Raw genomic sequence first — 24,141 nt, forward strand, 5'->3', positions numbered from 1 at the left:
TGTGAGCCGGTGGTGCGTATGCGGCCGGGAAACGGGATAATCTCCCGTTCGCACATTGATCCAGAGGTTAACCAGGCATGCGTCGCGTCACTTTGACCCAGTTTCTCATCGAACAGCAGCGCGCCGGGCGCATTTCGGCCGATCTGCGCCTGCTGATCGAGGTGGTGGCCCGCGCCGTGAAGGCCATTTCCGTCAACGTCTCCAAGGGCGCGCTGGCGGGCGTGCTGGGCGAGGCCGGTACCGACAACGTGCAGGGCGAAGCGCAGAAGAAGCTCGACGTGATCGCCAACGAGATCCTGCTGCAGGCCAACGAATGGGGCGGCCACCTGGCCGCGATGGCCTCGGAGGAGGTCGAGGAGGTGCACCAGATCCCCTTCGACTACCCGAAAGGCGGCTACCTGCTGCTGTTCGACCCGCTGGACGGCTCGTCCAACATCGACGTGAACATCTCCGTGGGCACGATCTTCTCGGTGCTGCGTTCGCCCACCGAAGGCGCCGACCCCACCGAACAGAGCTTCCTGCAGCCCGGGCGCGAGCAGGTGGCGGCCGGCTACGCCCTGTACGGACCGTCCACGATGCTGGTCCTCACCGTGGGCAAGGGTGTGCACGGCTTCACGCTGGACCGGGAGATGGGCAGCTTCATCTACACCCATCCCTACATGACCGTGCCGGTGGAGACCGGCGAGTTCGCCATCAACGCCTCCAATGAGCGTTTCTGGGAAGCGCCCGTGCAGCGCTACGTGGCCGAACTGCGGCAGGGCAAGGAAGGGCCGCGCGGGCGCGACTTCAACATGCGCTGGGTGGCCTCCATGGTGGCCGACGTGCATCGCATCCTCATCCGCGGCGGCATCTTCATGTATCCGCTGGACGAAAAGTGCCGCAGCAAGGGCGGCAAGCTGCGCCTGATGTACGAGGCCAACCCGATGGCGATGATCATCGAGCAGGCCGGCGGCGCGGCCTCCACCGGGCGCGAACGCATCCTCGACCTGCAGCCGCAGAAACTGCACCAGCGGGTGCCGGTGGTCCTCGGTTCGCTGAACGAGGTCGAGCGGGTTGTCGCCTACCACCGCGAGGCCTGAGTCGCGCCCGGCGTGCCGCTGCGCCGTCGCGGCGCTGGCGGCCGCCGGCCTGCTGTGGTCGGCCGCGGCCGCTGCCCGGGCGGAACTGGAAGCGCCGGAGGCCGTGCGCGAGCTGTTGCAGCGCCACGTGCGCATTTTGCAGGCGGATGCCGTGCTGCCCGAAGTCGCCGCCGACCGCAGCGCGGTGGCGCGCCGCACCCGGCGCGAGGTGGCCGATCTGCTCGCCACCGAAGGCTATTTCTCCCCCCGCATCGAACTACGCCGCGCGGGCGCGGGGCCGTGGAAGCTGGTCGTCGAACCCGGCGAGCGGGCGCATGTGGCCAGCGTGCGCGTGGATTTCGAAGGCGATCTGGCGGGCGAGGAGGGCGAGCGCCCGGCGCGCCGCGAGGCCCTGCGCGCCGCGTGGGCGCTGCAGCCCGGCGCCCCTTTCCGCCAGGGTGCCTGGGACGAGGCCAAGACCGGACTGCTGGACGATGTCTCGGCGCGCGACTATGCCGCGGCGCGCCTGGCCGCCTCGCGCGCAGAGGTGGACCCGGAAAGCGCCACGGTGGCCCTGTCGGTGACGGTGGATTCCGGCCCGCCTTTCCGCCTCGGGCCGCTGGCGGTGAGCGGCCTGCACCATCTGCCGGCGGACCTGGTGGAGCGCCACAGCACGCTGGAGCCGGGCGACCGCTACGACCGCGACCACCTGCTCGATCTGCAGAGCACCTTGCAGAACGCGCCCCAGTTCGGTTCGGTGATCGTGGACATCGAGCGCGATCCGGCGCTGGCCGACAGCGTACCGGTACGCGTGGAGGTGAGCGAGGCGCTGCCACGCAAGGCCGGGCTGGGCGCGGGCTATTCCACCAACACCGGCTACCGCGGCGAACTGAGCTACTCCGACGTGAATCTGTTCAAGCGCGGCTGGGAGCTCTACAGCGGCCTGCGCCTGGAGCAGCGCCGCCAGTCGCTGTACGCCGATGTCTTCCTGCCGCCGGTGCGCGCGCGCTACCGGGACAGCTTCGGCGCGGCGCTCGAACGCAGCGACCTGCAGGGCCTGCGCCTGACCACGCAGGCGGTGGGCGTGGCGCGCGCCACCAGCCGCGGCAACATCGATACCCAGGTGGCGCTGCGCTACCAGCACGAGCGCCGCGATCCCGACGGCGCCGAATCCACCTCTGCCAACACCCTGAGCGCCAACTGGACCTGGCGGCGGCGCGCGGTGGACGATCTGCTCGATCCGCGTGCCGGCTACGTGCTCGAGGTGCAGGTGGGCGGCGGCGCGCGCGCCGTGCTCTCCGACCAGGACTTCCTGCGCCTGTACGGGCGCTATGTGCATTACCAGCCGGTGCGCGGGCGCGACGTGCTGATCCTGCGCGCCGAACTGGGCGCCACGCTGGCGCCTTCCCGCGAGGGCGTGCCCCAGGACTTCCTGTTCCGCACCGGCGGCGCCCAGACGGTGCGCGGCTACGCCTACCAGAGCCTGGGGGTGAGCGAGGGCGACGCCACCGTGGGTGGGCGCTACCTGGCGGTGGGCAGCGCGGAGTACGTGCACTGGTTCCGCCCCCAGTGGGGCGTGGCGGCCTTCGTGGATGCGGGCGACGCGGCCGACATCCGGCGCGATCTCGATCCCCAGGTCGGCTACGGCCTGGGCGCCCGCTGGGCCAGCCCGGCGGGGCCGCTCGCCCTTGATCTCGCCTGGGGGCACGAGGACCGCAGCCTGCGCCTGCATTTCGGCATTGCCATCGCCTTCTGAGCACGGCCGCGCCGTAGTGTCCCGCCCGCGGCAAGGCCATATTTTCTGCAAAGCTTATTGCCGGCCTTGAAAAGGGCCGGGTGCGCCACTATTATTAGCACTCGCCGGAGGTGAGTGCTAATGGCGGATGGAATTCCGACCGCACCCGCCCCTGCGCATTCCCCAATTACCGATTTGCGGCCCGTGCCGCAGACCCCGTGTCAATTCGAAACAAAGGAGTGCTCGATGAAGATTCGTCCCTTGCATGATCGCGTGATCGTCAAGCGTCTGGAAGCCGAACGCAAGACCGCCAGCGGCATCGTGATCCCCGACTCCGCCGGCGAGAAGCCCGACCAGGGCGAAGTGCTGGCCGTCGGCAACGGCAAGATCCTGGACGACGGCAAGGTGCGCCCGATGGCCGTCAAGGTGGGTGACAAGGTCCTGTTCGGCAAGTACGCCGGCCAGTCCGTGAAGGTCGAAGGCGAGGAACTGCTCGTCATGCGCGAAGAAGACATCATGGGCGTGGTCGAGGCCTGAGCCTCCTGCGTTTCCGTCCGCTTTTTCGTGATTCACACCCAGAAATTCAAGGAGTTCTGAAGAATGGCTGCTAAAGAAGTCAAGTTTGGCGATTCCGCCCGCGAGCGCATGGTCGCCGGCATCAACATCCTGGCCAACGCCGTCAAGGTGACCCTGGGCCCGAAGGGCCGCAACGTGGTGCTGGAGCGCTCCTTCGGCGCCCCCACCGTGACCAAGGACGGCGTCTCCGTGGCCAAGGAAATCGAACTGAAGGACAAGTTCGAGAACATGGGCGCGCAGATGGTCAAGGAGGTCGCCTCCAAGACCTCCGACATCGCCGGTGACGGCACCACCACCGCCACCGTGCTCGCTCAGGCCATCGTCCGCGAAGGCATGAAGTACGTGGCCGCCGGCATGAACCCGATGGATCTGAAGCGCGGCATCGACAAGGCCGTCGCCGCCACCGTGGAAGAACTGAAGAAGCTGTCCAAGCCCTGCTCGACCAACAAGGAAATCGCCCAGGTCGGCTCCATTTCCGCCAACTCCGACAGCGACATCGGCGACATCATCGCCAACGCCATGGACAAGGTGGGCAAGGAAGGCGTGATCACCGTCGAAGACGGCAAGAGCCTGCAGAACGAACTGGACGTGGTCGAAGGCATGCAGTTCGACCGCGGCTACCTGTCGCCCTACTTCATCAACAACCCGGACAAGCAGGTCGCCATCCTGGACAACCCCTTCGTCCTGCTGTTCGACAAGAAGATTTCCAACATCCGCGACCTGCTGCCGGTGCTGGAACAGGTGGCCAAGGCCGGCCGTCCGCTGCTGATCATCGCCGAAGACGTGGAAGGCGAAGCGCTCGCCACCCTGGTGGTGAACAACATCCGCGGCATCCTCAAGACCTGCGCGGTCAAGGCGCCGGGCTTCGGCGACCGCCGCAAGGCCATGCTGGAAGATATCGCCATCCTCACCGGCGGACAGGTCATCGCCGAGGAGGTCGGCCTGACTCTGGAGAAGGCTAGCCTGCAGGACCTCGGCCAGGCCAAGCGCATCGAGATCGGCAAGGAAAACACCATCATCATCGACGGCGCCGGCGAAGCCGAGCGCATCGAAGCCCGCGTCAAGCAGATCCGCGTGCAGATCGAGGAAGCCACCTCCGACTACGACCGCGAGAAGCTGCAGGAACGCGTGGCCAAGCTGGCCGGCGGCGTGGCGGTCATCAAGGTCGGTGCCGCGACCGAAGTCGAGATGAAGGAAAAGAAGGCCCGCGTGGAAGACGCGCTGCACGCCACCCGTGCCGCCGTTGAAGAGGGCATCGTGGCCGGCGGCGGCGTCGCGCTGCTGCGCGCCCGCGCCAGCCTCGGCAGCCTGAAGGGCGACAACCACGACCAGGACGCCGGCATCAAGATCGTGCTGCGCGCGATGGAACAGCCCCTGCGCGAGATCGTCGCCAACGCCGGCGATGAACCTTCGGTGGTGGTCAACAAGGTCACCGAAGGCACGGGCAACTTCGGCTACAACGCCGCCACCGGCGAGTACGGCGACATGGTCGAGATGGGCGTGCTGGACCCGACCAAGGTCACCCGCACCGCGCTGCAGAACGCCGCCTCCGTGGCCGGCCTGATGCTCACCACCGACTGCATGGTCGGCGAACTGGCCGAAGACAAGCCGGCCGGCGGCATGCCGGGCATGGGCGGCATGGGTGGTATGGGCGGCATGGACATGGGCATGTAAGACCCGTCCGGGCTTCCGCCTGAACGAATCGGCCCCGCTTCGGCGGGGTCGATTGCGTTTACGGCCGCCGAGCGGACGGACATGCGCCGCTGCCGCGCCCACGGGCACGGAAGCGTGTGATAATCGAACGGCTTTGCGGGGGAGAAGAAAAAGACGGCAGGGAGCGACCTGCTGCAGGAACCGGACGCTCCCCGGAATGACCGCCGAAACGGCAGCCATTCCCTAAGACCGAGTAAAGGAGAACAGCGGGTGCCACTCTAGGGGCATGCGCTTACACGTAACTTACATCCTGAATCCAATGCGCATTCTTCTGGCTGAAGATGACAAGGTTATCGCCGACGGTCTGGTCCGCACCTTGCGCCGCGCCGGCTATGCGGTGGACCACGTCGCCAACGGCACGGAAGCCGATGCGGCGCTGGTGGCCCAGTTCTACGACCTGCTGATCCTCGACCTCGGCTTGCCCAAGCTGCCCGGCATCGAGGTGCTGAAGCGCCTGCGTGCGCGCAAGTCGGCCATGCCGGTGCTCATCCTCACCGCCCAGGACGGCGTGGAGGACCGCGTGCGCGGGCTGGACGCGGGGGCCGACGACTACCTGACCAAGCCCTTTGCGCTCCCCGAACTGGAAGCCCGGGTGCGCGCGTTGACCCGGCGCGGCACGGGCCAGCCGCGCTGCATCGAGGTCGGCAAGCTCAGCTACGACCAGGCCGACCGCGTGGTGAAGATCAACGGCCAGGTGGTGGACCTGTCGGCGCGCGAGATCGGCCTGCTGGAAGTGTTCATCCTGCGGGTGGGCCGCCTGGTCAGCAAGGACCAGCTCGTGGACCACCTGTGCGGCTGGGGCGACGAGGTGTCGAGCAACGCCATCGAGGTCTACGTGCATCGCCTGCGCAAGAAGCTGGAAGACAGCGGCGTGCGCATCGTGACCGTGCGCGGGCTGGGCTACTGTCTGGAAAACCCGGATGCTGAGCAGGCGGCGAAAGCCTGACCGCAAGGCCGGCGTGGCGAACCGTCCGCCCGGCCAGCCCAACTCCCTGTTCGGCGAGATCCTCGACTGGATGCTCGCGCCACTGCTGTTCCTGTGGCCGATCTCCATCATCGTCACCCACAACGTCGCCGACAACATCGCCAACGAGCCCTACGACCGCGCGCTGGCCGAGAGCACCCGCGCGCTGGCGCGCATGGTCGCGCTGGACGACGGCCGCGTGGTGATCGATTTCCCCGCGCCGCCGCGCGCGCTGTTCCGTGCGGACCAGGACGACACCGTTTATTACCAGGTCGCCGAGCACGGCGGCGAGGTGGTGGTGGGCGACGGGGAAATCCCCTCCCTGGCGCGACCGGCGCAACTGCTGCCGGACGAAGTGCTGTTCCGCGACGATGTCATTCACGGCGAGGAAGTGCGCATCGCCTACCAGTTCGTCGAGGCGCGGGCCGGGGAGGCCGAGCATCTGCTGCTGGTGCAGGTGGCCGAGACGCGCAACAAGCGCACCGCGCTGGCCTCCCGCGTGGTCACCGGCGTGCTGCTGCCCCAGTTCGCCATCATCCCGCTCGCGGTGGTGCTGGTGTGGGTGGGGCTCACGCGCGGCATCGCGCCGCTCGCCCGCCTGCAGAGCCTGATCCGCCGCCGCCGCCCCACCGACCTGTCGCCCATCCAGCCCGCCAGCGTGCCCGAGGAGGTGCGCCCGCTCATCGTGGCCTTCAACGACATGATGAGCCGGCTGGAGGAAAACCTGCAGGCGCAGCAACGCTTCATCGCCGACGCTGCCCACCAGATGCGCACCCCGCTCACCGGCCTGCGCATGCAGACCGACCTCGCGCTGCTGGAAACCGACCCCGATCTGCAGCGGGAATCCCTGCGCCAGATCGCCGAGAGCGCCGACCGTGCCAGCCACCTGATCAACCAGTTGCTGTCCCTCGCGCGCGCCGAGGCGAGTTTCGAGAAGATCTACGCGGTAGAGCGCGTGGACCTGGAGGCCATCGTGCGCGAAGTGGCGCAGGATCTGTTTCCGCGCGCGCTCGCCAAGAACATCGATCTGGGCGTGGAAGGCACCGGCCGGCCGCTGCCGGTGGAAGGCAATCCGGTGCTGCTGCGGGAGATGATCAAGAACCTGATGGACAACGCCATCAAGTACACCCCGCGCGGCGGCAGCGTCACCGCCCGCACCCGGCACGCCGGCGCCCCTATCCTCGAAGTGGAGGACACCGGCATCGGCATTCCGGAAGCCGACCGGGAGCGCGTCTTCGAGCGCTTCTTCCGCGTGCTCGGCAGCGGCGTGGACGGTTCCGGCCTGGGCCTGCCCATCGTGCAGGAGATCGCCGAACTGCACCGCGCCACCGTCAGCCTGAACCCGAATCCGGCCGGGCAGGGCACCGTGGCCCAGGTCGTCTTCCCGCGCGGCCACGTACCCGCACTGCCCCCTCCCGGCCGTGGCGAAGCGGTGCAGGCAGAGGGCGAATAGGCCATCCGGCGCGGCGGTGCGGAGGTGTTTGACTGCGCTGCGGCATCCGCTATAATGCGCGCTCTTCGCTTTGGCCAGGTAGCTCAGTTGGTAGAGCAGCGGATTGAAAATCCGCGTGTCGGCGGTTCGATTCCGTCCCTGGCCACCATGGAACACCCGTGCACTTGGCCCGCTTCATGCGGGCCAAGTGCTTTTCTGCGTCCGCATTCAGCGGACCGGTGGCGGGCAGTCGTCCGGGGCGGGACGGCCGGCGAAACGGTCGCCGATCCAGCGTGCCGCGAGCGGTGCGGCCTCGCGGGCGATGAAGCGGTGATCGACGCCCGGCAGCGTGACCATGCGCACCCAGCTGCCGGCGGCGCACAGGCGGGACATGTAGGCCGCCGTCAGTGCCGGCGCGATGGTCGTGTCGGCTTCGCCCTGGGCAAGGAACACCGGGATGGCGGGCGGCAGCGCCCCCGGGGTGTTGGCCGTCACGAACGGGCCCCACGGGGGAATGGCCGCGATGTCCTGCAGGATGGTGAAGCTGAGGTCGGGATCGGGTTCCAGCACCGGCTGCTCGGCGCCGGACCAGGGCGGCGGGATGCAGGTGGCGGCGAGCCGTTCCACGTGGGGGATGTCGGCCTCGGGCACCATGTCGGCGAGGGAGGCGCCCAGCACCCGGGACCAGGAGTGCAGCAGCATCGCCACCATGCTGGCGTTCATCGTGGTGCCCGGCACGGTATGCAGCAGGGCGCGCAGCCGCGTCGCCGGTGCGGCCACGGCGACCCCCTGCAATTGCAGTTCGGGCGCGTAGTCTTGCGCCAGCGCGGCGGCGAACAGGGAGGCGTGGCCGCCCTGGGAGTGGCCCCAGACGACGAAGCGCGTGCCCGCCTGGGCCGGGGCGAAGGCATGGGCCGCGCGCACCGCGTCGAGCACGGCGCGGCCCTCGCTGGCGCCCGTCAGGTAGGGATGGGGGCCGGGTGTGCCGAGGCCGGGGTAGTCGGTCGCCACCACCGCGTAGCCGCGTGCGATCAAATCGGCGAGGCCCTGTATCGTCTTCGGCACGTCGGGCGACAGGGACGGCGCGCAGCGCCGCACGACGCCGCTGGTGGGATGGTCCCAGGCGACGACGGGCCGGCCGCCCGCGGGGGCGGGCGCCGCCGGCACGACCAGGACGGCCGACACGGCGATCGGCCGATCTCGTGGATCGGTCGAGCGGTAAAGCAGGCGATAGGCCGTTCCCTCCGGAACGACCAGGCCGGGCAGGGCCTCGTGGCGGATGATCGAACCCGGCGGGCCGGCGAGTTCGGCGGGCGCGGGCGTGTAGAAAGCGGGCAGTTCACCGCTGCGGCCGGCGCCTCCGCCCGCGCCGGCGCAGGCCGCGAGCAGCAGGGCCTGGGCGGCAAGCCATCCTTGGGTGGCGCGTCGAAGGCGGCTTTGTGATTGCGCGCCGGCGGCATGCCGGGGCCTGGGCGGATTCATTTTTCGTTCTTTCCCGTGCGGGCGTCTACAGTATCCGGATGGGGGTGTCGGCTTGAGTATAGGCAGGCTGCGCCAAGCCTGCCGCGGCCTGTCCGCGTTGCTTCTTTCGGCCGATAGGAATACTGTACGGACATACGGGGCAAGCCATCGCCAGCCCCGTTCCGCTCTCGGAGCAGCGCATAAGGCAGTACCGGTAGAGCCATCTTCGCACTCGGGTGTTGAAGGTCATGGACTCAGGATACGGAGCTGAAAAAAAAGAGCGCATCATCCAGGAGTTCGTACCTGGAAAACAGGTCACCCTGGCCCACCTGATCGCGCATCCGGCCGACGATCTGTCGAAGAAGATCGGCGTGCCCGGTGCCGAAGCGATCGGGATCATGACGCTCACGCCCGGCGAGACCGCGATGATCGCTGGCGACATCGCCACCAAGGCCGCCAGTGTCCAGATCGGTTTCCTGGACCGCTTCAGCGGCGCGCTGGTCATCTACGGTTCGGTCGGTTCGGTCGAGGAAGCGCTGGCCCAGGTCGTCGCTACCCTCGAACGTCTGCTGGGGTACACGGTATGTCGGACCACACGGACCTGATCATCGACCGTGCCCATGCCTTCATGCTGATCGGCCCGATCGGCGCGGGCAAGACGACGCTGTTCAACGCGCTCTTCGGGCGCCCCGGCGAGGCGCGCAAGACCCAGGCGGTGGAATACGAGGCCGATCTGGGCGTCGACACGCCGGGAGAGTTCTTCGACCACCCGCGCCTGCACCACGCCCTGATCTGTACCGCCGCGGACGTGGGCACCCTCGTCTATGTGCAGGGCGCCGACGATTTCGACTGTCGCATGCCGCCGGGCCTCATGGAGGTCTACGGGCACAAGCGCCTGATTGCCGTCATCACCAAGATCGACCTGCCCACGGCCGACGCGGACCGCGTCGAGGCCCTGCTGCGCGTGCGCGGCATCGCCGGACCTGTGTTCCGCGTCTCGGTCGCCCAGCCTTCAACCCTCGAACCGCTCCGCGCCGCCCTGGCCACCGGCCGGCGGGCGGCGGGCCGGACCAGGACGCACGAGGCCCATCCATGAAACAACTGATCAGCGCGGACACGGTCCGCCAGGAACACGCCGCCGGCCGGCAACGCATCGAAGCCGTGCTGCCGCAGACCATCGTCACCGCCGAAGCGCGGGCGACGGCGGAAAAGCTGGGGGTGGTCATCGAGGAAAGCGTCGTGCCGCAGGTCGGCGCCCCGGCCCCGGCGGGAAGCGGCGCACGCACGCCGGCAGCGAAGCCGGGCTCCGACGACGTCGCCGCCATACGCGCCGCCATCCTCGCCAAGCTGCCGCCCGGAACGGTCTCCGACGCCGTGGTGGACCAGTTGATCCGCAAGGCGGTCGACGAGCAGTTCGCGGCACCGGCCGCCTCGGCTGCAGGGCAGGGCGGGTTCACGGCCCAGACCATCGCCGACGGCATCAAGCACGTGGATGCCGCATCGGTGCGCTTCGGGCGCTTCGAAGGCGCCGGCGCGGGCAGCCAGGTCGGCCTCACGGACGTGGTGACCTCCGCCGACAGCAGTCCCATGGCCGCCGGCTACATGACCTGGAGCAAGTGTTTCTTCCCCTGGACGCTGAACTACGACGAGATCGACGTCGTCCTGGAGGGCGAACTGCACATCCGCAGCGCAGGCAGCACGGTGGTGGGCCGGCCGGGGGACGTGATCTTCATCCCGCGCGGCTCGGCCATCGAGTTCGGCACGCCGAGCAGCGTGCGCTTCCTCTACGTCACCTACCCCGCGGACTGGCAGGGATAGGCGACGAACGGAGCCGGCCGCCATGAGCGCCTTCATCACCGAAACCTGGCTGCGCGAGCACTTCAGCCTCGCGCCCGGGACCGAGGTGCACCTCCCGGCCGAAGGGCGCCTGACGCCCGCCGCCCATGCGCTGCTGGCCGAGCGCCACGTCGCCGTGAGATATGTGGACGCGGCGGGGCGCAACTACGTGGAACCGGCGGAGGCCGGCGGCGCGCAGGCCGCAGCCGGCGAGCCCGCCCGCGTGCAGGTGCACCCGCTCACCGGCCGCAGCGGCAGGCAGCCCGCCGCGTGTGCCCTGTGCGGACAGGAGGTGGCCCGCAAGCCGGAGGCCATGACCCACCTGGACGAGCGCCGCCTGGTGGCCAAGAACGACCCCCGCCTGCGCCTGCGCGGCGCGCTGGACACGGCCATCGCCTGGGCGGTGTGGGTGCAGGCCGAGCTTCCGCCGGAAGAGCGCGACACCACGCTGGGCCACTGGCTCGCCGACGTGCGCTCCTGCCTGGGCAACGTGCTGCGCGGCGAAGTCACTGGCGAACCGGTGTCGGAACTGCGCATGGGGGAACTGGACGACGAGGCCATCCACCGCGTGTCCCACGATCCGCTGCGCTACTTCGGCCACGACCACCTGGTGCCGGATGCGGCGCAGGGCGTCACCGTGGCGCGGCTGAACCTGCTGCGGGCGCAGATCCGTGCTGCGGAGCTGGCCGCCGCCGAGCTCTACATCGACCGGGACTACGCCGTGGCCCGGCCGGACATCCTGCAGGCGCTGAACCGCCTGAGCAGTGCCGTCTACGTATTGATGCTGCTGGCCCGCGTCGCTGCGCTCGGGCAGGCGGCCGATCTCGGGAAGCCCGTCACATGGACCTGATCCGCGCCTGCGCCGACTGGTGCCGCCAGCATCCGGGCCGCGTCGTCTTCCCGGACGCGCTCGACGCCCGCGCCATCCAGGCCGCCAACAGCCTCGCCCAGCGCGGGCTGGCGCTGCCGGTGCTGCTGGGCAATCCCTTCGAGGTGCGCGCCCTGTGCCGCCGGCACGGCCTGGCCACGGGCGGCATTCCGGTAATCGATCCGGCGTGTTCCACGATGCTCGACCGCTACGCCGACCTGCTGGAAGCACCCATCGCGGAGAAGCAGCTCACCCGCGCGCAGATCCGTGAGCGTCTCACCGATCCCCTGTGGTTCGGCGCCATGATGGTGATGGCCGGCGATGCCGACTACTGCGTGGCCGGCAACATCTCCTCCACCTCGGCGGTGATCCGCGCCGCGCTGAACGTGATCGGCCTGGAAGAGGGCAACCGCACGGTGTCGAGCATCTTCTTCATGATCGCCCCGGATGGCGGCCGCGTCCTCGGTTTCGCCGACTGCGGCGTGGTGCCGGACCCCACCCCGGAACAACTCGCCGACATCGCCCTGAGCGCGGCGGCGAGCTACCGCAATGTCACCGGAACCGAGCCCAGGGTGGCCCTGCTGTCCTTCTCCAGCCACGGCAGTGCGAAGCATCCGGCGGTGGAAAAGGTGCAGGAGGCGGTGCGCCGGGTGCGCGAGCGCGCTCCGCAACTGCGCGTGGACGGCGAACTGCAGTTCGACGCCGCCTACGTGCCCTCCGTGGCGCTGCGCAAGGTGCCGGACAGCCCGCTGGCCGGCGAGGCCAACGTGTTCATCTTCCCCTCGCTGAACGCCGGCAACATCGGCTACAAGATCGCCGAGCGCCTCGGCCACTACACCGCGCTGGGCCCCATGCTGCAGGGCCTGCGCCGGTCCATGCACGACCTGTCGCGCGGCTGCAGCGTGGGCGACATCATCGACGTTTCCCTGCTCGCCATGAAGATGGCGAGCCCCGATGGCTCCGGCAAGCTGCAACCGCCGGTTTATTCAACGGCCCTTTCCCGCAGTGCGGATCGTCCCTCCCAAGCGGTTCCACCGCTGGCGGGCGGACTCGTGCCCGCCCTGCGCCCATTGTCGTAAAACACCCAGGAGGCAAGCAAAATGGAAGCACTCGGCATGATCGAAACCAAAGGCCTGGTCGCGCTGATCGAAGCGTCGGACGCCATGGTCAAGGCAGCCCGCGTCAAGCTGGTGGGCTACAAGCAGATCGGCGGCGGTCTGGTGACCGCCATGGTGCGTGGCGACGTGGCCGCCTGCAAGGCCGCCACCGATGCCGGCGCCGCCGCGGCGCAACGTATCGGTGAACTGGTGTCGGTGCACGTGATTCCGCGCCCCCACGCCGATCTGGAAGAGCTGTTCCCGATCAAGATGACCGGCACGCTGGACGACTGATCGGGCGCGGGGGCGGCCCGCGCCGCCCCGGTCCGCGGACGCATCTCCCGGCGCGTGTGCCCTCGCGGGCGAACGCACGGGCGGAACGTCGGCCAGCGGGAACAGCCGTGAGGACGAAGGGCGAAGCACTGTCGTTCCGCGCACGGCCGCATGCGGCCGGCGGGAGCGTTCGGCCTGCCGTCCGGGCGCAATCACTGAAACGAGGTAGGAAATGCAACTCGCAGTCGTCGTCGGGCAAGTGGTATCGACGGTCAAGTGTTCCGGCTTCCAGGGCGACCGCCTGCTGCTGGTGGACTTCATCGATGAGGACGGCAAGCCGCAGGGCATACGCCACGTGGCGGCCGACGGCATCGGTGCCGGCACCGGCGAATGGGTGCTCATCGTGCAGGGCAGCTCGGCGCGCAAGACCCTGAGCGACGAGGTGCCGGTGGACATGAGCGTGGTCGGCATCGTCGACGAAGTCGTGGTCGGCGAGCGCGTCACGTACCACAAGTAGTCCGCCGCGGCTCCCGGCGTGCGGCAGGGTGCCGCCGCCGACCGCCCCGGAGGACGGGAGAAGATCGTGGATCTGGATGCCAATCAGGTTGAACGCATCGTGCGAGCGGTGCTGCAGGCCGTCGAGTCCGGCGCGGCGGGCGGCGTAGCGGCCGGTGCGGCGCGGACGGTGGGCGGCAGGACCGCGCCGGGCGTGTACGTGGAACTGGACGACGCCGTGGCCGCCGCGGACAAGGCCTACCGGGCGCTGCGCAGTCTGGCCACGCGGGCCAGGGTGATCGCGGCCATCCGCAAGGCGGGCGAGGAGCATGCCCGCGAACTGGCCGAACTGGCGGTGGCGGAGACCGGCATGGGGCGGGTGGAGGACAAGATCCTCAAGAACCTCTCCCAGGCCCGCCAGACGCCGGGCATCGAATGCCTGCACCCGGCGGTGCTGACCGGCGACCACGGCCTGACCCTGACCGAGAACGCCGCCTGGGGCGTGATCGCCTCGGTGACGCCGTCGACCAACCCGGCGTGTACCGTCATCAACAACGCCATCAGCATGATCTCCGCTGGCAACGCGGTGGTGTTCGCACCCCATCCGGCGGCCAAGAAGGTCTCCCAGCGCGCCATCGCGCTGATCAACGAGGCGGTGGTCGCCGCGGGCGGCCCCGAGGGCGTGGTCACCACGGTGGCCGAGCCCAGCATCGAGGTGGCGCAGAAGCTGTTCCGCTATCCCGGCATCAACCTGCTCGTGGTCACCGGCGGCGAAGCGGTGGTGGAAGCGGCGCGGCGCCATACCGACAAGCGCCTGATCGCCGCCGGCGCCGGCAACCCGCCGGTGGTGGTGGACGAGACCGCCGACCTCGCCCAGGCCGGGCGCGACATCGTCTGGGGGGCGAGCTTCGACAACAACATCATCTGCGTGGATGAGAAGGAAATCGTCGTCGTGGACCAGGTGGCCGATGGCCTCAAGGCCGAGATGAAGAAGCACAAGGCCGTGGAGCTGACCGCCGACCAGGCCCGGCAGTTGCAGGACGTGATCTTCACCGGCATGGACACGACGCCCGGACACTGCGGCAAGGGTGTCGTCAGCCGCGACTGGGTGGGGCGGGACGCCGCGAAGATCGCCCGCGCCATCGGCCTTTCGGTGCCGGACGACACGCGCCTGCTGTTCGTGGAGACGCCCGCCGAACACCCCTTCGCGCTCACCGAGCTGATGATGCCCATCATCCCCCTGGTGCGCGCCGCCCACGCCAACGAGGCCATAGACCTGGCCGTGCGGCTGGAAGGCGGCTGCCGCCATACCGCGGCCATGCACTCCAAGAACCTGGACAACCTGGACCGCATGGCCAACGAGATCAACACCAGCATCTTCGTCAAGAACGGCCCCTGCCTCGCCGGCCTGGGCTTCGGCGGCGAGGGCTGGACCACCATGACCATTTCCACGCCCACCGGCGAAGGCGTCACCTCCGCCGCGTCCTTCGTCCGCCTGCGCCGCTGCGTGCTGGTGGACCATTTCCGCATCGTCTGACGTGACCATCATGGCGCAACGCGATCTCCACACCTGGCTCAACCCCCGCCTCGACCGGGCCGCCGCGCTGGTGGACGACGGCCGTCCGGTGCGGGCGGCCGGGCCCCTGCGCCTAGGGATAGACCTGGGCACCAGCGACGTGGTGTCCATGGTCGTGGATGCGGAAGACAGGCCGGTCGCCGTGTGCCTGGACTGGGCCGACGTGGTGCGCGACGGCGTGGTGTGGGACTACTTCGGCGCCATAGACATCGTGCGCGGCCAGCTCGAACGCCTGCAGGCCCGCCTGGGGATGGCCTTCGAGGAGGCCGGCACGTCCTTCCCGCCGGGCACCGACCCGCGCATCTCGGCCAACGTCATCGAAGCGGCCGGGCTGCGCGTCGCGCAGATCATCGACGAACCCTCGGCGGTGATCAGCCTGCTCGGCATCGCCGACGCCGTAGTGGTGGACATCGGCGGCGGCACCACGGGCATCGCCGTGGTGCGCGACGGCGCCATCGTCTATTCGGGCGACGAGCCCACCGGCGGCCACCACGTCTCCCTCACCCTGGCCGGCAACCGGCGCATCGGGCTGGAAGAGGCCGAACGGCTCAAGCGCGGCGCGGGCGAGGAAGTGTGGCCCGTGGTGCGCCCGGTTTTCGAAAAAATGACCGACATCGTGTGCCGCCACCTGGGCGGGCACCGTGTCCCCGAACTTTATCTGTCGGGCGGGTCCTGCATGCTGCCCGGCGTGCGCGGGCTGTTCGCGGAAGCCTTTCCGCAACTCGCCGTGCATCTGCCGAGCCAGCCCCTGTTCCTGACTCCGCTCGCCATTGCCGCTTACCGATCAGAACGAACTTCAGGAGAACAAAAATGGAAATGATCAACAAGATCATCATGATAGTGATGATGAGCTTCATGGCGATCGCGGCCCTGGATCGCATCTTCAACCAGTTCGGCGGTGCCGAGGCGGTGCTGTCGAAAATCGGGCTGGGCGCGGTCGGCCGCTCCATCTCCGGCGCCGGCGGGCAGTACGAGGAAGGCTTCATGGCCATGGGGGCCCTGGGCCTCGCCATGGTCGGCGTCATCTCCCTGGCCCCGCTGCTGGCGCAACTGCTCGGCCCGCTCGTGATTCCCGTGTATGAGGCCCTGGGCGCGAGCCCGGCCATGTTCGCCACCACGCTGCTTGCCAACGACATGGGCGGCTACTTCCTGGCCAAGGAACTGGCCACCACCAACGGCGTCATCGACACCGCCTCCTGGCTCTACGCCGGGCTCATCCTCGGCGCCATGATGGGGCCGACCATCGTGTTCTCCATCCCGGTGGCGATCGGCATCATCGACGTGCAGGACCGCCGCTTCCTCGCGCTGGGCGTGCTCGCCGGCATCGTCACCATCCCGCTGGGTTGCATCGCCGGCGGCCTGGTGGCCATGTACTCGGGCATCGTCATCGACGGCCAGCCGGTGGTGTTCAGCTTCGGGATGATCTTCACCAACCTGATCCCGGTGCTGATCTTCTCCGTGCTGGTGGCCCTGGGCCTGTGGTGGATACCGGAAAAGATGATCGGCGGCTTCCAGGTCTTCGCCAAGATCCTGGTCAGCCTGATCACGGTCGGCCTCACCCTGGCCGTGCTCAAGGCCACCCTGGGCTTCGAGCCGATACCGGGGCTGGACCCCATCTTCATGGTTACCGGCGACGAGCCCGGAGCCACCATGCGCGCCATTGAGGTCATCGGCTACATCGCCTGCGTGCTGCTCGGCGCCTACCCCATGGTCTTCCTGCTCACGCGCTGGTTCGCCAAGCCCCTGCTCAGCGTGGGTGGCCTGCTCAGGATCAACGAGAAGGCGGCGGCCGGTATGGTGGCCACGCTGGCCAACAACATCCCCATGTTCGGCATGATGAACAAGATGGACGACCGGGGTAAGGTGCTCAACGTGGCCTTCTGCGTCAGCGCCGCCTTCACCTTCGGCGACCACCTGGGTTTTACCGCGGCCAACATGCCCGGCATGATCTTCGCGGTCATCGTCGGCAAGCTGGTGGGCGGCTTCACCGCGCTGGCCTTCGCCATGCTGATCGCGCCCAAGCCGGGCGAGCGGACGGCCAAGGCGGAGTGAGCATACGGCCATGAGCACGCGGCGCATCGACAGCGTGGGCATCGACGTGGGTACCACGACCACGCAGGTGATCTTTTCCGCGCTGGAACTGACCAACCGCGCGCCCGCCTCCCAGGTGCCGCGCTACGAATTCTCCAAGCGCGAGATCACCTACCTCAGCCCGGTGGTGTTCACCCCGGTGGATCACGCCGGGCACATCGACGCCGCCGCACTCGCCGCCTTCGTCGACGCCCAGTACGCGGCCGCCGGGCTCACGCGGGCGCAGGTGGAAAGCGGCGCCATCATCATCACCGGCGAGACCTCCAAGGCGCGCAACGCGCGGCAGACGGTCATGGAGCTGGCCGAGACGCTGGGCGACTTCGTCGTCGCCACCGCCGGGCCCCACCTGGAGGCCATCATCGCCGGGCACGGTTCGGGGGCCGGCGAATACTCGCAGGCCAATTCAGCGCGCGTGCTCAACATCGACATCGGCGGCGGCACGGCCAACTACGTGGTGTTCGACTGCGGGCGCGTGGACGACACCGCCTGCCTCAACGTGGGCGGCCACCTGCTGGAAACCGATGGGGCGGGCCGCGTCCTGTTCGCCCACGAGCCGGGGCGGCGCATCGTCGGCGAGCTGTTCGGCAATGCCGACCCGGCCGCGCTGACGCGGGCGCAGCTCGAGGCGGTGGCGGAGCGCATGGCGGCGCTGATCGTCGAGGTCGCCGAAGGGCGGCCGTCCGAACTCGCCCGCGCGCTGCTGATGACCGACTGCCTGCGCTCCGGCCACGCCTACGATGCGATCTACCTGTCGGGCGGTGTCGGCGAGTGCTACTACCGCCCGCCGTCCGCAGCCGACACCTTCGCCTGGGGCGACCTCGGCCCGCTCTTCGCCGTGGCCCTGCACCGCCACCCCGGCCTCGCCGCGCTGCCGGTGCGTGTGCCCCGGCAGACGCTGCGCGCCACCGTGATCGGCGCCGGCGCCTACACCCTGTCCCTGTCGGGCAGCACCATCTGGCTCAACTACGAGCGCCTGCCCATCCGCAACGTGCCGGTCATGCATCCGTCGCTCGCCGCCCAGGACGCCGAACCCGCGCAACTGGCCACGGCCTGGGAAGTGTCGGCCCGGCGCATGGACATCGACCCGGGCGGCGATCTTTATGCCCTGGCGATTCCGCCCGCGTTGCCGGTGTCCTACCGCAGCGTGTTGGGCTGCGCCGATGCGCTGCGGGAGTTTTCCGGACGCCATCCCAACCCCGCCCATCCGCTCATCGTCGTTTCCAGGCAGGACTTCGGCAAGGCGCTGGGCATGGAGCTGCAACCCCACCTGCGCGAGCGCGAGCTGGCGGTGATCGATGAAGTGGAGACGCGCGAGGGCGATTACGTGGATATCGGCAGGAGCTACTTCGGCGGCGGCATCGTGCCGCTCACCATCAAGTCCCTGGCATTTCCTTCTTGAAAAGGAAGACGAGATGAAACTCACAACCCAACTGTTCGGCAAGAGCTACCGCTTCAAGGACGTCAAGGACGTCCTTGCCAAGGCCGGGGACCTGCGTTCGGGCGACGTGCTTGCCGGCATCGCCGCGGAAACGGCCCAGGAGCGGGTGGCCGCCAAGCATGTGCTGAGCGAGCTGACGCTCGCCGACCTGCGCGAGAACCCGGTGATCCCCTACGAGGACGACGCGGTCACCCGCGTCATCCAGGATGCGGTGCACGAGAACGCCTACGCCAGGATCCGCAACTGGACGGTGAGCGAGCTGCGCGAGTGCGTGCTCTCCGACACCACCACGGCGGAGGAGATCGAGTACCTGCGCAAGGGCATCACCTCCGAGATGGTCGCCGCGGTCGCCAAGCTGTGTTCCAACGCCGACCTGATCTACGGTGCCAAGCGCATGCCGGTGGTCAAGAAGGCCAACACCACCCTCGGCCGTCCCGGTACCTTCAGCGCCCGCCTGCAGCCCAACGACACCCGGGACGACCTGAAGAGCATCTCCGCGCAGATCTACGAGGGCCTGTCCTACGGCGTGGGCGACGCGGTGATCGGCATCAACCCGGTGATCGACAGCGTGGAGAACGTCAAGCGTCTGCTCGGCCAGATCTACGAGGTCATCGACAAGTACGGCGTGCCCACGCAGGGCTGCGTGCTCGCCCACGTCTCCACGCAAATGGAGGCCATCCGCCAGGGCGCGCCGGCCGGGTTGATCTTCCAGAGCATCTGCGGCAGCGAGAAGGGCCTGGCCGAATTCGGCATCAGCATCGAGATGCTGGACGAGGCCTACCAGGTGGCGCGCACCTACAACCGCGTGGCCGGGCCCAACGTCATGTACTTCGAGACCGGGCAGGGCTCGGCCCTGTCCGCCAACGCCCACAACGGCGCCGACCAACTCACCATGGAAGCGCGCAACTACGGCCTGGCGCGGCGCTACGACCCCATGCTGGTCAATACCGTGGTGGGCTTCATCGGCCCCGAGTACCTCTACAACGACCGCCAGATTCTGCGTGCCGGCCTGGAGGACCACTTCATGGGCAAGTTCTCCGGCATCTCCATGGGCTGCGACTGCTGCTACACCAACCACGCGGAAGCCAACCAGAATTCCAACGAGAACCTGATGATCCTGCTCGCCGCCGCCGGCTGCAACTACATCATGGGCCTGCCCATGGGCGACGACATCATGCTCAACTACCAGACCACCGGCTATCACGACACCGCGACCATCCGCCAGCTCCTGAACCTGCGCCCGGCACCCGAGTTCGAGGCCTGGCTGGAGCGCATGGGGCTGATGGAAAACGGCTTCCTGACCGCGAAGGCGGGCGACGCATCGGTGTTCTTCTGAGGGGAAACGGACATGGACCAGAAACAGATCGAAGACATCGTTCAGGCCGTCATCCGCCAGCTCGGCACCGGCACCGCGGCACCGCGTCCCGCCGCCGCGGCGGCGTCCGCATCCGGCGGCGCAGCGGCGCAGCCGGCGGGCGAGGGGGGCAGCCTGCCCGATCTCGGCAGCGAGGAGTTCCGCACCCGCATCGGCGTCACCAACCCGCACCGCAAGGAAGTGCTGGAAGACCTGCGTCGCAGTACCGCCGCGCGGGTCGCGGGCGGGCGCTGCGGGCCGCGCCCGCGCACGGTGGCGCTGCTGCGCTTCCTCGCGGACCACTCCCGCTCCAAAGATACCGTGATCAAGGAAATCCCCGCCGAATGGGTGGAGAAGAGCGGCCTGTTCGAGGTGCACACGGAGATCGCCGACAAGGACGAGTACCTGACCCGCCCGGACAAGGGCCGGCGCCTGAGCCAGGAGGCGATCGACACGGTGCTCGCCAAGTGCAAGAAGAATCCGCAGGTCCAGGTGGTGGTCTCGGACGGCTTGTCGACGGACGCCATCACCGCCAACTTCGACGAAATCCTGCCGCCGCTGATCAAGGGCCTGCAGAGCGCCGGGCTGGACGTGGGCACGCCCTTCTTCGTGCGCCACGGCCGCGTCAAGGTGGAGGACCAGATCGGCGAGCTGCTGGGCGCCAAGGTCGTCATCCTGCTCATCGGCGAACGCCCGGGCCTAGGCCAGTCGGAAAGCATGTCCTGCTACATGATCTACAGCCCGTCGCTGGCCACCACGGTGGAATCGGACCGCTCCTGCATCTCCAACATCCACCGCGCCGGCACGCCGCCGGTGGAGGCCGCCGCCGTCATTGTCGACCTGGCGAAGCAGATGCTGCAGAAGCAGGCCAGCGGCATCAACCTGAACCGCGCCTAAGGAGAAATCTCATGGCTGTCCTGGACATCATCAAGCCTTCGGTGCGGGCGGTGCGCCTGATCGCCTCGCTGCATTCGGACTTCAAGAAGCAGCTCAAGCTCGGCGAGCACATCAACTCTCTGGGCCTGCTCACCGCCGACTCGGACGACGTCACCTACATCGCCGCCGACGAAGCCACCAAGCAGGCGCGCGTCGAAGTGGTCTACGGCCGCTCCCTGTATGCGGGCGCCGCCCACAGCTCGTCACCCACCGCGGGCGAGGTGCTCATCATGTTCGGCGGCCCCAGCCCCGGCGAGGTGCGTTCCGGACTGGAAGCTGCCATCGCCACCATCGAGGACGGGCCGGCCTTCCGCTGCGCCAACGAGGACGGCTCCATCGCCTTCCTCGCCCACGTGGTGTCGCGCACCGGCAGCTACCTGTCCGCCGCCGCCGGCATCGGCATCGGCACCCCGATCGCCTACCTGATCGCCCCGCCGCTGGAAGCCACCTACGGCATCGACGCGGCGCTGAAGGCGGCGGAAGTGGACTTCGTCACCTACGTGCCGCCGCCGTCGGAAACCAACTACTCGGGCGCCTTCCTGAGCGGCAGCCAGGCGGCGTGCAAGGCCGCCTGCGACGCCTTCACTCAGGCGGTGCTCGAAGTGGCCGCAAGCCCGATCCGCACCGGCTGATGCCATGAACCCGAACGCCATCGGCCTGATCGAGGTGCGCGGCTTGGTGGCCGCCGTCGAGGCGGCCGACGCCATGCTCAAGGCGGCCAGCGTGACCGCTTTCCGCCGGCATTCGATCTCGCCCGGCCTGGTGACCGTCGTCGTCGAAGGCGACCTCGCCTCCTGCCGCGCCGCGGTGGACGCCGGCGTGGCGGCCGTGCAACGCTTCGGCGGCGCGCTGGCCCAGTTCGTCATCGGCCGGCCGGATCGGGATACCTGGGAACTGGTCGGCCCCCTGCTGTGGGAAAGCGAGGACGAGCGCAGGCCGCCGGACGAGGCGGAAGAACTGCTCGCCTACGTGGCCACGGTGGCGCGTGGGCGCACGGCGCAGGGGGTGGCGCGCCACTTCAAGCGCGAAACAGCCGCCGTGCGCGCGCAGCTCGACCGGCTGGTCGCGGCCGGCCGCCTGCGGCGGGCCGGAACCCGCTACCTGGCGGCTGGTGGCGCTGCGGCACGATGAGGACGAAGCGATGAATGCCATCATCGACAAGATCCGCGCAGCGGGCATCGTCGGCGCCGGCGGTGCCGGCTTCCCGACCCACGTCAAGCTGGCGGCGCAGGCGGAGATCTTCATCGTCAACGGCGCCGAGTGCGAACCCCTGCTGCGCGTGGACCAGCAACTGATGGCCCTGCACGCGGCAGAGCTGATCCGCGGCGTGCGCTACGGCATGCAGGCGACCGGCGCGCGGGAGGGCATCATCGCCCTGAAGGCCAAGTACAAGCCGGCCATCGCCGCCCTGGAACCGCGGCTGCCGCCGGACATGCGCATCCACATCCTGAAGGACGTGTACCCGGCCGGCGACGAGGTCATCACCATCTGGATGGCCACCGGGCGCCGCGTACCGCCGGCGAAGCTGCCGCTGGACGTGGGCGTGGTGGTCAGCAACGTGCAGACCCTGCTCAACGTGGTGCGGGCCGTCGAACGGGAATGGCCGGTGACCCTGCGCACGCTCACCATTACCGGCGCCGTGCAGCGTCCGGTGACGGTCACGGTGCCCATCGGCACTTCCTATCGTGACGCGCTGGCCCTGTCCGGCGGGCCCACCGGCCCCGGCATCTCCATCGTCGAGGGCGGCCCCATGATGGGCCACCTGGTGCACGACCTGGACACCCCGGTGACCAAGACCACCGGCGCGCTGATCGCGCTGCCCGACGACAACATCGTCGTGCGCCGCCACCGCCGTACCATGGCGGACGACCTGCGGGTCGCCATCGGTTGCGAGCAGTGCAACCTGTGCACAGAGCTGTGCCCGCGCCACCTGATGGGCCACGAACTGCCGCCCCACCTCATCGTGCGCTCCCTGGGCTACCGCCACGTGGCCACGCCCTCAACGCTGCTCGCCGCGCTGACCTGTTCGGAATGCGCGATCTGCGAGTTCTGGGCCTGTCCGGTGGACATCTCCCCCATGCGCATCAACGCCGCGCTGAAGGCGGAGATGCGCGCCCAGGGACTGCGCTACGAAGGCGAACTGCGCCCCCTCGACCCCATGGCCGAATTCCGCCTGGTGCCTTCGCTGCGCCTGATCGCGCGCCTGGGCATCAGCGCATACAACGTGCCGGCACCGCTGCAGTCCGAGGTGTATCGCCCGAATCAGGTCAGGATCCCGCTCAGGCAACACATCGGCCAACCCGCCCAGGCGGTGGTGGCCGAAGGCGACGAGGTGGCCCGCGGCGACCTGGTCGGCGACATCGCCGAAGGCGTGCTGGGCGCCCGCGTGCACGCCAGCATCGCCGGCCGCGTGACCGGGGTGACGCCGGAACACGTCACCATTGCAGCCCCAACCTGACAGCTCGGAGGCGAGCATGCTCCATGCAATCGGACTGGTCGAATTCCTCAGCATCGCGCGCGGCATCGAGGCGAGCGACCTGATGGCGAAGACGGCGGAAGTGCAGATTCTCGTCTCCAAGACCATCTGCCCCGGCAAGTACATCGTGCTGGTGGGCGGCGACATCGCCTCGGTGACGCAGTCGGTGAAGGCCGCGCGCGCGCTGGACGAGTCGAACATGGTCGACCACTTCCTGATCCCCAACATCCATCCCTCGGTGCTGCCGGCCATCGCCGGCGGCAATTCCGTCGTGGACGTGCAGGCACTCGGCGTCATCGAAACCTACTCGGTGGCATCGACGATAGAGGCGGCGGACGCGGCGGTGAAGGCGGCCAAGGTGGAGCCGGTGCGCATGCATCTGGCCTTCGGCATCGGCGGCAAGAGCTACGTGGTGATCAGCGGCGAGGTGGCCGACGTGGAGGCCGGCGTGCGCGTCGGCAGCGAGGTGGCCGGCGACAAGGGCATGCTCGTCCATCGCGTGGTCATCCCGCGCCCCCACAAACAGGTCATCGAACACCTGATGTAGGCGCCCTGTTGTGGGTGGGAGCAACTGTCTGCAGCAGATTTGTCGTTCAGGCTTACAGGGGGTCGCCCGTTCTCCATGTGGTCTGGTCGCGGATCATGGCGTTCAGACGAATGAGGAGGACGCGCATGCAGGCGACGAGGGCGACCTTGGGGCACTTGCCGCGCTCGCACAGCGTGTTGTAGCGACGCCTGAAGTCATCGTGTTTGCGGATGACC

General features: G+C 68.8%; 24 protein-coding genes and 1 tRNA gene. 24 read left to right on the forward strand and 1 reads right to left on the reverse strand.

Annotated elements, in window-relative coordinates; all coding sequences use genetic code 11:
- Positions 1 to 77 precede the first annotated feature (77 nt).
- From E6O51_RS16390 to E6O51_RS16420, 7 genes are all read left to right on the forward strand, one after another.
- Positions 78 to 1,079, forward strand: a complete 1,002-nt coding sequence (locus E6O51_RS16390; RefSeq protein ID WP_136386081.1) for a class 1 fructose-bisphosphatase — start codon at positions 78 to 80, stop codon at positions 1,077 to 1,079.
- Positions 1,054 to 2,814 (forward strand): autotransporter assembly complex protein TamA, encoded by a 1,761-nt coding sequence (locus E6O51_RS16395; protein WP_408003420.1) that lies wholly within the window; start codon positions 1,054 to 1,056, stop codon positions 2,812 to 2,814. Before E6O51_RS16390 ends, E6O51_RS16395 begins: the two co-directional genes overlap by 26 nt.
- 225 nt (positions 2,815 to 3,039) lie before the next feature.
- Entirely contained in the window at positions 3,040 to 3,330 is a 291-nt protein-coding gene (gene groES / locus E6O51_RS16400; RefSeq protein WP_136386082.1) for a co-chaperone GroES, read from the forward strand.
- 63 nt (positions 3,331 to 3,393) lie between these two features.
- The gene (gene groL, locus E6O51_RS16405; RefSeq protein WP_136386083.1) at positions 3,394 to 5,043 is read left to right on the forward strand and encodes a chaperonin GroEL; all 1,650 of its coding nucleotides are present in this window, start codon (positions 3,394 to 3,396) and stop codon (positions 5,041 to 5,043) included.
- A 298-nt stretch (positions 5,044 to 5,341) separates the two neighbouring features.
- Positions 5,342 to 6,028: a response regulator gene (locus E6O51_RS16410; RefSeq protein WP_136386084.1), complete on the forward strand. Its 687-nt coding sequence runs from the start codon at positions 5,342 to 5,344 to the stop codon at positions 6,026 to 6,028.
- Positions 6,003 to 7,499 carry a sensor histidine kinase gene (locus tag E6O51_RS16415; protein WP_136386085.1) on the forward strand — a complete coding sequence of 499 codons (1,497 nt, stop codon included), beginning with the start codon at positions 6,003 to 6,005 and terminating at the stop codon, positions 7,497 to 7,499. Before E6O51_RS16410 ends, E6O51_RS16415 begins: the two co-directional genes overlap by 26 nt.
- Before the next feature lie 72 nt (positions 7,500 to 7,571).
- A tRNA-Phe gene (locus E6O51_RS16420) sits at positions 7,572 to 7,647 on the forward strand.
- A 59-nt stretch (positions 7,648 to 7,706) separates the two neighbouring features.
- On the opposite strand, the gene E6O51_RS16425 is transcribed toward E6O51_RS16420, so the two are convergent.
- A complete protein-coding gene (locus tag E6O51_RS16425; protein WP_136386086.1) occupies positions 7,707 to 8,960 on the reverse strand; it encodes an alpha/beta fold hydrolase in 1,254 nt (417 codons plus the stop codon).
- 227 nt (positions 8,961 to 9,187) lie between these two features.
- Here E6O51_RS16425 and eutS point away from each other — a divergent pair, with 227 nt between their 5' ends.
- The 17 genes from eutS (at position 9,188) to E6O51_RS16510 (ending at position 23,926) form a co-directional block, all read left to right on the forward strand.
- A complete protein-coding gene (gene eutS, locus E6O51_RS16430; protein ID WP_136386109.1) occupies positions 9,188 to 9,544 on the forward strand; it encodes an ethanolamine utilization microcompartment protein EutS in 357 nt (118 codons plus the stop codon).
- The gene (locus tag E6O51_RS16435) at positions 9,523 to 10,035 is read left to right on the forward strand and encodes a EutP/PduV family microcompartment system protein (RefSeq protein WP_136386087.1); all 513 of its coding nucleotides are present in this window, start codon (positions 9,523 to 9,525) and stop codon (positions 10,033 to 10,035) included. The genes eutS and E6O51_RS16435 overlap by 22 nt, the downstream gene beginning before the upstream one ends.
- Positions 10,032 to 10,757 carry an ethanolamine utilization acetate kinase EutQ gene (gene eutQ / locus E6O51_RS16440; protein ID WP_136386088.1) on the forward strand — a complete coding sequence of 242 codons (726 nt, stop codon included), beginning with the start codon at positions 10,032 to 10,034 and terminating at the stop codon, positions 10,755 to 10,757. Before E6O51_RS16435 ends, eutQ begins: the two co-directional genes overlap by 4 nt.
- A gap of 22 nt (positions 10,758 to 10,779) precedes the next feature.
- A complete protein-coding gene (gene eutT / locus E6O51_RS16445) occupies positions 10,780 to 11,625 on the forward strand; it encodes an ethanolamine utilization cob(I)yrinic acid a,c-diamide adenosyltransferase EutT (RefSeq protein WP_136386089.1) in 846 nt (281 codons plus the stop codon).
- Positions 11,616 to 12,722: a phosphate acetyltransferase gene (pta, locus tag E6O51_RS16450; RefSeq protein WP_136386090.1), complete on the forward strand. Its 1,107-nt coding sequence runs from the start codon at positions 11,616 to 11,618 to the stop codon at positions 12,720 to 12,722. The genes eutT and pta overlap by 10 nt, the downstream gene beginning before the upstream one ends.
- A 21-nt stretch (positions 12,723 to 12,743) precedes the next feature.
- Positions 12,744 to 13,034, forward strand: a complete 291-nt coding sequence (eutM, locus tag E6O51_RS16455) for an ethanolamine utilization microcompartment protein EutM (RefSeq protein WP_136386091.1) — start codon at positions 12,744 to 12,746, stop codon at positions 13,032 to 13,034.
- 211 nt (positions 13,035 to 13,245) lie between these two features.
- Positions 13,246 to 13,530, forward strand: a complete 285-nt coding sequence (locus E6O51_RS16460) for a EutN/CcmL family microcompartment protein (protein ID WP_136386092.1) — start codon at positions 13,246 to 13,248, stop codon at positions 13,528 to 13,530.
- Positions 13,531 to 13,596: 66 nt separating this feature from the next.
- Positions 13,597 to 15,045 carry an aldehyde dehydrogenase family protein gene (locus E6O51_RS16465; protein ID WP_230976818.1) on the forward strand — a complete coding sequence of 483 codons (1,449 nt, stop codon included), beginning with the start codon at positions 13,597 to 13,599 and terminating at the stop codon, positions 15,043 to 15,045.
- A gap of 10 nt (positions 15,046 to 15,055) precedes the next feature.
- A complete protein-coding gene (gene eutJ, locus E6O51_RS16470) occupies positions 15,056 to 15,904 on the forward strand; it encodes an ethanolamine utilization protein EutJ (protein WP_136386093.1) in 849 nt (282 codons plus the stop codon).
- Positions 15,895 to 17,136, forward strand: a complete 1,242-nt coding sequence (gene eutH / locus E6O51_RS16475) for an ethanolamine utilization protein EutH (protein ID WP_136386094.1) — start codon at positions 15,895 to 15,897, stop codon at positions 17,134 to 17,136. The genes eutJ and eutH overlap by 10 nt, the downstream gene beginning before the upstream one ends.
- 10 nt (positions 17,137 to 17,146) lie before the next feature.
- Positions 17,147 to 18,574: an ethanolamine ammonia-lyase reactivating factor EutA gene (locus E6O51_RS16480; RefSeq protein ID WP_136386095.1), complete on the forward strand. Its 1,428-nt coding sequence runs from the start codon at positions 17,147 to 17,149 to the stop codon at positions 18,572 to 18,574.
- A 13-nt stretch (positions 18,575 to 18,587) separates the two neighbouring features.
- Positions 18,588 to 19,949 carry an ethanolamine ammonia-lyase subunit EutB gene (locus tag E6O51_RS16485; protein ID WP_136386096.1) on the forward strand — a complete coding sequence of 454 codons (1,362 nt, stop codon included), beginning with the start codon at positions 18,588 to 18,590 and terminating at the stop codon, positions 19,947 to 19,949.
- A 12-nt stretch (positions 19,950 to 19,961) separates the two neighbouring features.
- Complete coding sequence (gene eutC / locus E6O51_RS16490) at positions 19,962 to 20,864, forward strand: ethanolamine ammonia-lyase subunit EutC (RefSeq protein ID WP_136386097.1); 903 nt, start codon at positions 19,962 to 19,964, stop codon at positions 20,862 to 20,864.
- Between the two features lie 11 nt (positions 20,865 to 20,875).
- Positions 20,876 to 21,535, forward strand: a complete 660-nt coding sequence (gene eutL / locus E6O51_RS16495; RefSeq protein WP_136386098.1) for an ethanolamine utilization microcompartment protein EutL — start codon at positions 20,876 to 20,878, stop codon at positions 21,533 to 21,535.
- Between the two features lie 4 nt (positions 21,536 to 21,539).
- Positions 21,540 to 22,034, forward strand: a complete 495-nt coding sequence (locus E6O51_RS16500) for a BMC domain-containing protein (protein WP_136386099.1) — start codon at positions 21,540 to 21,542, stop codon at positions 22,032 to 22,034.
- 10 nt (positions 22,035 to 22,044) lie between these two features.
- Positions 22,045 to 23,361, forward strand: a complete 1,317-nt coding sequence (locus E6O51_RS16505; RefSeq protein WP_136386100.1) for a 4Fe-4S dicluster domain-containing protein — start codon at positions 22,045 to 22,047, stop codon at positions 23,359 to 23,361.
- Between the two features lie 16 nt (positions 23,362 to 23,377).
- Positions 23,378 to 23,926, forward strand: a complete 549-nt coding sequence (locus tag E6O51_RS16510) for a BMC domain-containing protein (protein ID WP_136386101.1) — start codon at positions 23,378 to 23,380, stop codon at positions 23,924 to 23,926.
- Positions 23,927 to 24,141: the final 215 nt, after the last annotated feature.

The sequence above is a fragment of the Pseudothauera rhizosphaerae genome, assembly GCF_004801305.1.
Classification (GTDB): Bacteria; Pseudomonadota; Gammaproteobacteria; order Burkholderiales; family Rhodocyclaceae; genus Pseudothauera; species Pseudothauera rhizosphaerae.

What these genes read in the sequence shown, in the direction of transcription:
- E6O51_RS16425 (WP_136386086.1), bottom strand. Translation starts at nt 8,960, where the DNA reads ATGAATCCGCCCAGGCCCCGGCATGCCGCCGGCGCGCAATCACAAAGC.
- E6O51_RS16485 (WP_136386096.1), top strand. Translation starts at nt 18,588, where the DNA reads ATGAAACTCACAACCCAACTGTTCGGCAAGAGCTACCGCTTCAAGGAC.
- eutS (WP_136386109.1), top strand. Translation starts at nt 9,188, where the DNA reads ATGGACTCAGGATACGGAGCTGAAAAAAAAGAGCGCATCATCCAGGAG.
- groL (WP_136386083.1), top strand. Translation starts at nt 3,394, where the DNA reads ATGGCTGCTAAAGAAGTCAAGTTTGGCGATTCCGCCCGCGAGCGCATG.
- E6O51_RS16435 (WP_136386087.1), top strand. Translation starts at nt 9,523, where the DNA reads ATGTCGGACCACACGGACCTGATCATCGACCGTGCCCATGCCTTCATG.
- E6O51_RS16510 (WP_136386101.1), top strand. Translation starts at nt 23,378, where the DNA reads ATGCTCCATGCAATCGGACTGGTCGAATTCCTCAGCATCGCGCGCGGC.
- eutJ (WP_136386093.1), top strand. Translation starts at nt 15,056, where the DNA reads ATGGCGCAACGCGATCTCCACACCTGGCTCAACCCCCGCCTCGACCGG.
- eutT (WP_136386089.1), top strand. Translation starts at nt 10,780, where the DNA reads ATGAGCGCCTTCATCACCGAAACCTGGCTGCGCGAGCACTTCAGCCTC.
- groES (WP_136386082.1), top strand. Translation starts at nt 3,040, where the DNA reads ATGAAGATTCGTCCCTTGCATGATCGCGTGATCGTCAAGCGTCTGGAA.
- eutC (WP_136386097.1), top strand. Translation starts at nt 19,962, where the DNA reads ATGGACCAGAAACAGATCGAAGACATCGTTCAGGCCGTCATCCGCCAG.
- E6O51_RS16415 (WP_136386085.1), top strand. Translation starts at nt 6,003, where the DNA reads ATGCTGAGCAGGCGGCGAAAGCCTGACCGCAAGGCCGGCGTGGCGAAC.
- eutM (WP_136386091.1), top strand. Translation starts at nt 12,744, where the DNA reads ATGGAAGCACTCGGCATGATCGAAACCAAAGGCCTGGTCGCGCTGATC.
- pta (WP_136386090.1), top strand. Translation starts at nt 11,616, where the DNA reads ATGGACCTGATCCGCGCCTGCGCCGACTGGTGCCGCCAGCATCCGGGC.
- E6O51_RS16480 (WP_136386095.1), top strand. Translation starts at nt 17,147, where the DNA reads ATGAGCACGCGGCGCATCGACAGCGTGGGCATCGACGTGGGTACCACG.
- E6O51_RS16505 (WP_136386100.1), top strand. Translation starts at nt 22,045, where the DNA reads ATGAATGCCATCATCGACAAGATCCGCGCAGCGGGCATCGTCGGCGCC.
- E6O51_RS16460 (WP_136386092.1), top strand. Translation starts at nt 13,246, where the DNA reads ATGCAACTCGCAGTCGTCGTCGGGCAAGTGGTATCGACGGTCAAGTGT.
- E6O51_RS16410 (WP_136386084.1), top strand. Translation starts at nt 5,342, where the DNA reads ATGCGCATTCTTCTGGCTGAAGATGACAAGGTTATCGCCGACGGTCTG.
- E6O51_RS16390 (WP_136386081.1), top strand. Translation starts at nt 78, where the DNA reads ATGCGTCGCGTCACTTTGACCCAGTTTCTCATCGAACAGCAGCGCGCC.
- E6O51_RS16500 (WP_136386099.1), top strand. Translation starts at nt 21,540, where the DNA reads ATGAACCCGAACGCCATCGGCCTGATCGAGGTGCGCGGCTTGGTGGCC.
- eutL (WP_136386098.1), top strand. Translation starts at nt 20,876, where the DNA reads ATGGCTGTCCTGGACATCATCAAGCCTTCGGTGCGGGCGGTGCGCCTG.
- eutH (WP_136386094.1), top strand. Translation starts at nt 15,895, where the DNA reads ATGGAAATGATCAACAAGATCATCATGATAGTGATGATGAGCTTCATG.
- eutQ (WP_136386088.1), top strand. Translation starts at nt 10,032, where the DNA reads ATGAAACAACTGATCAGCGCGGACACGGTCCGCCAGGAACACGCCGCC.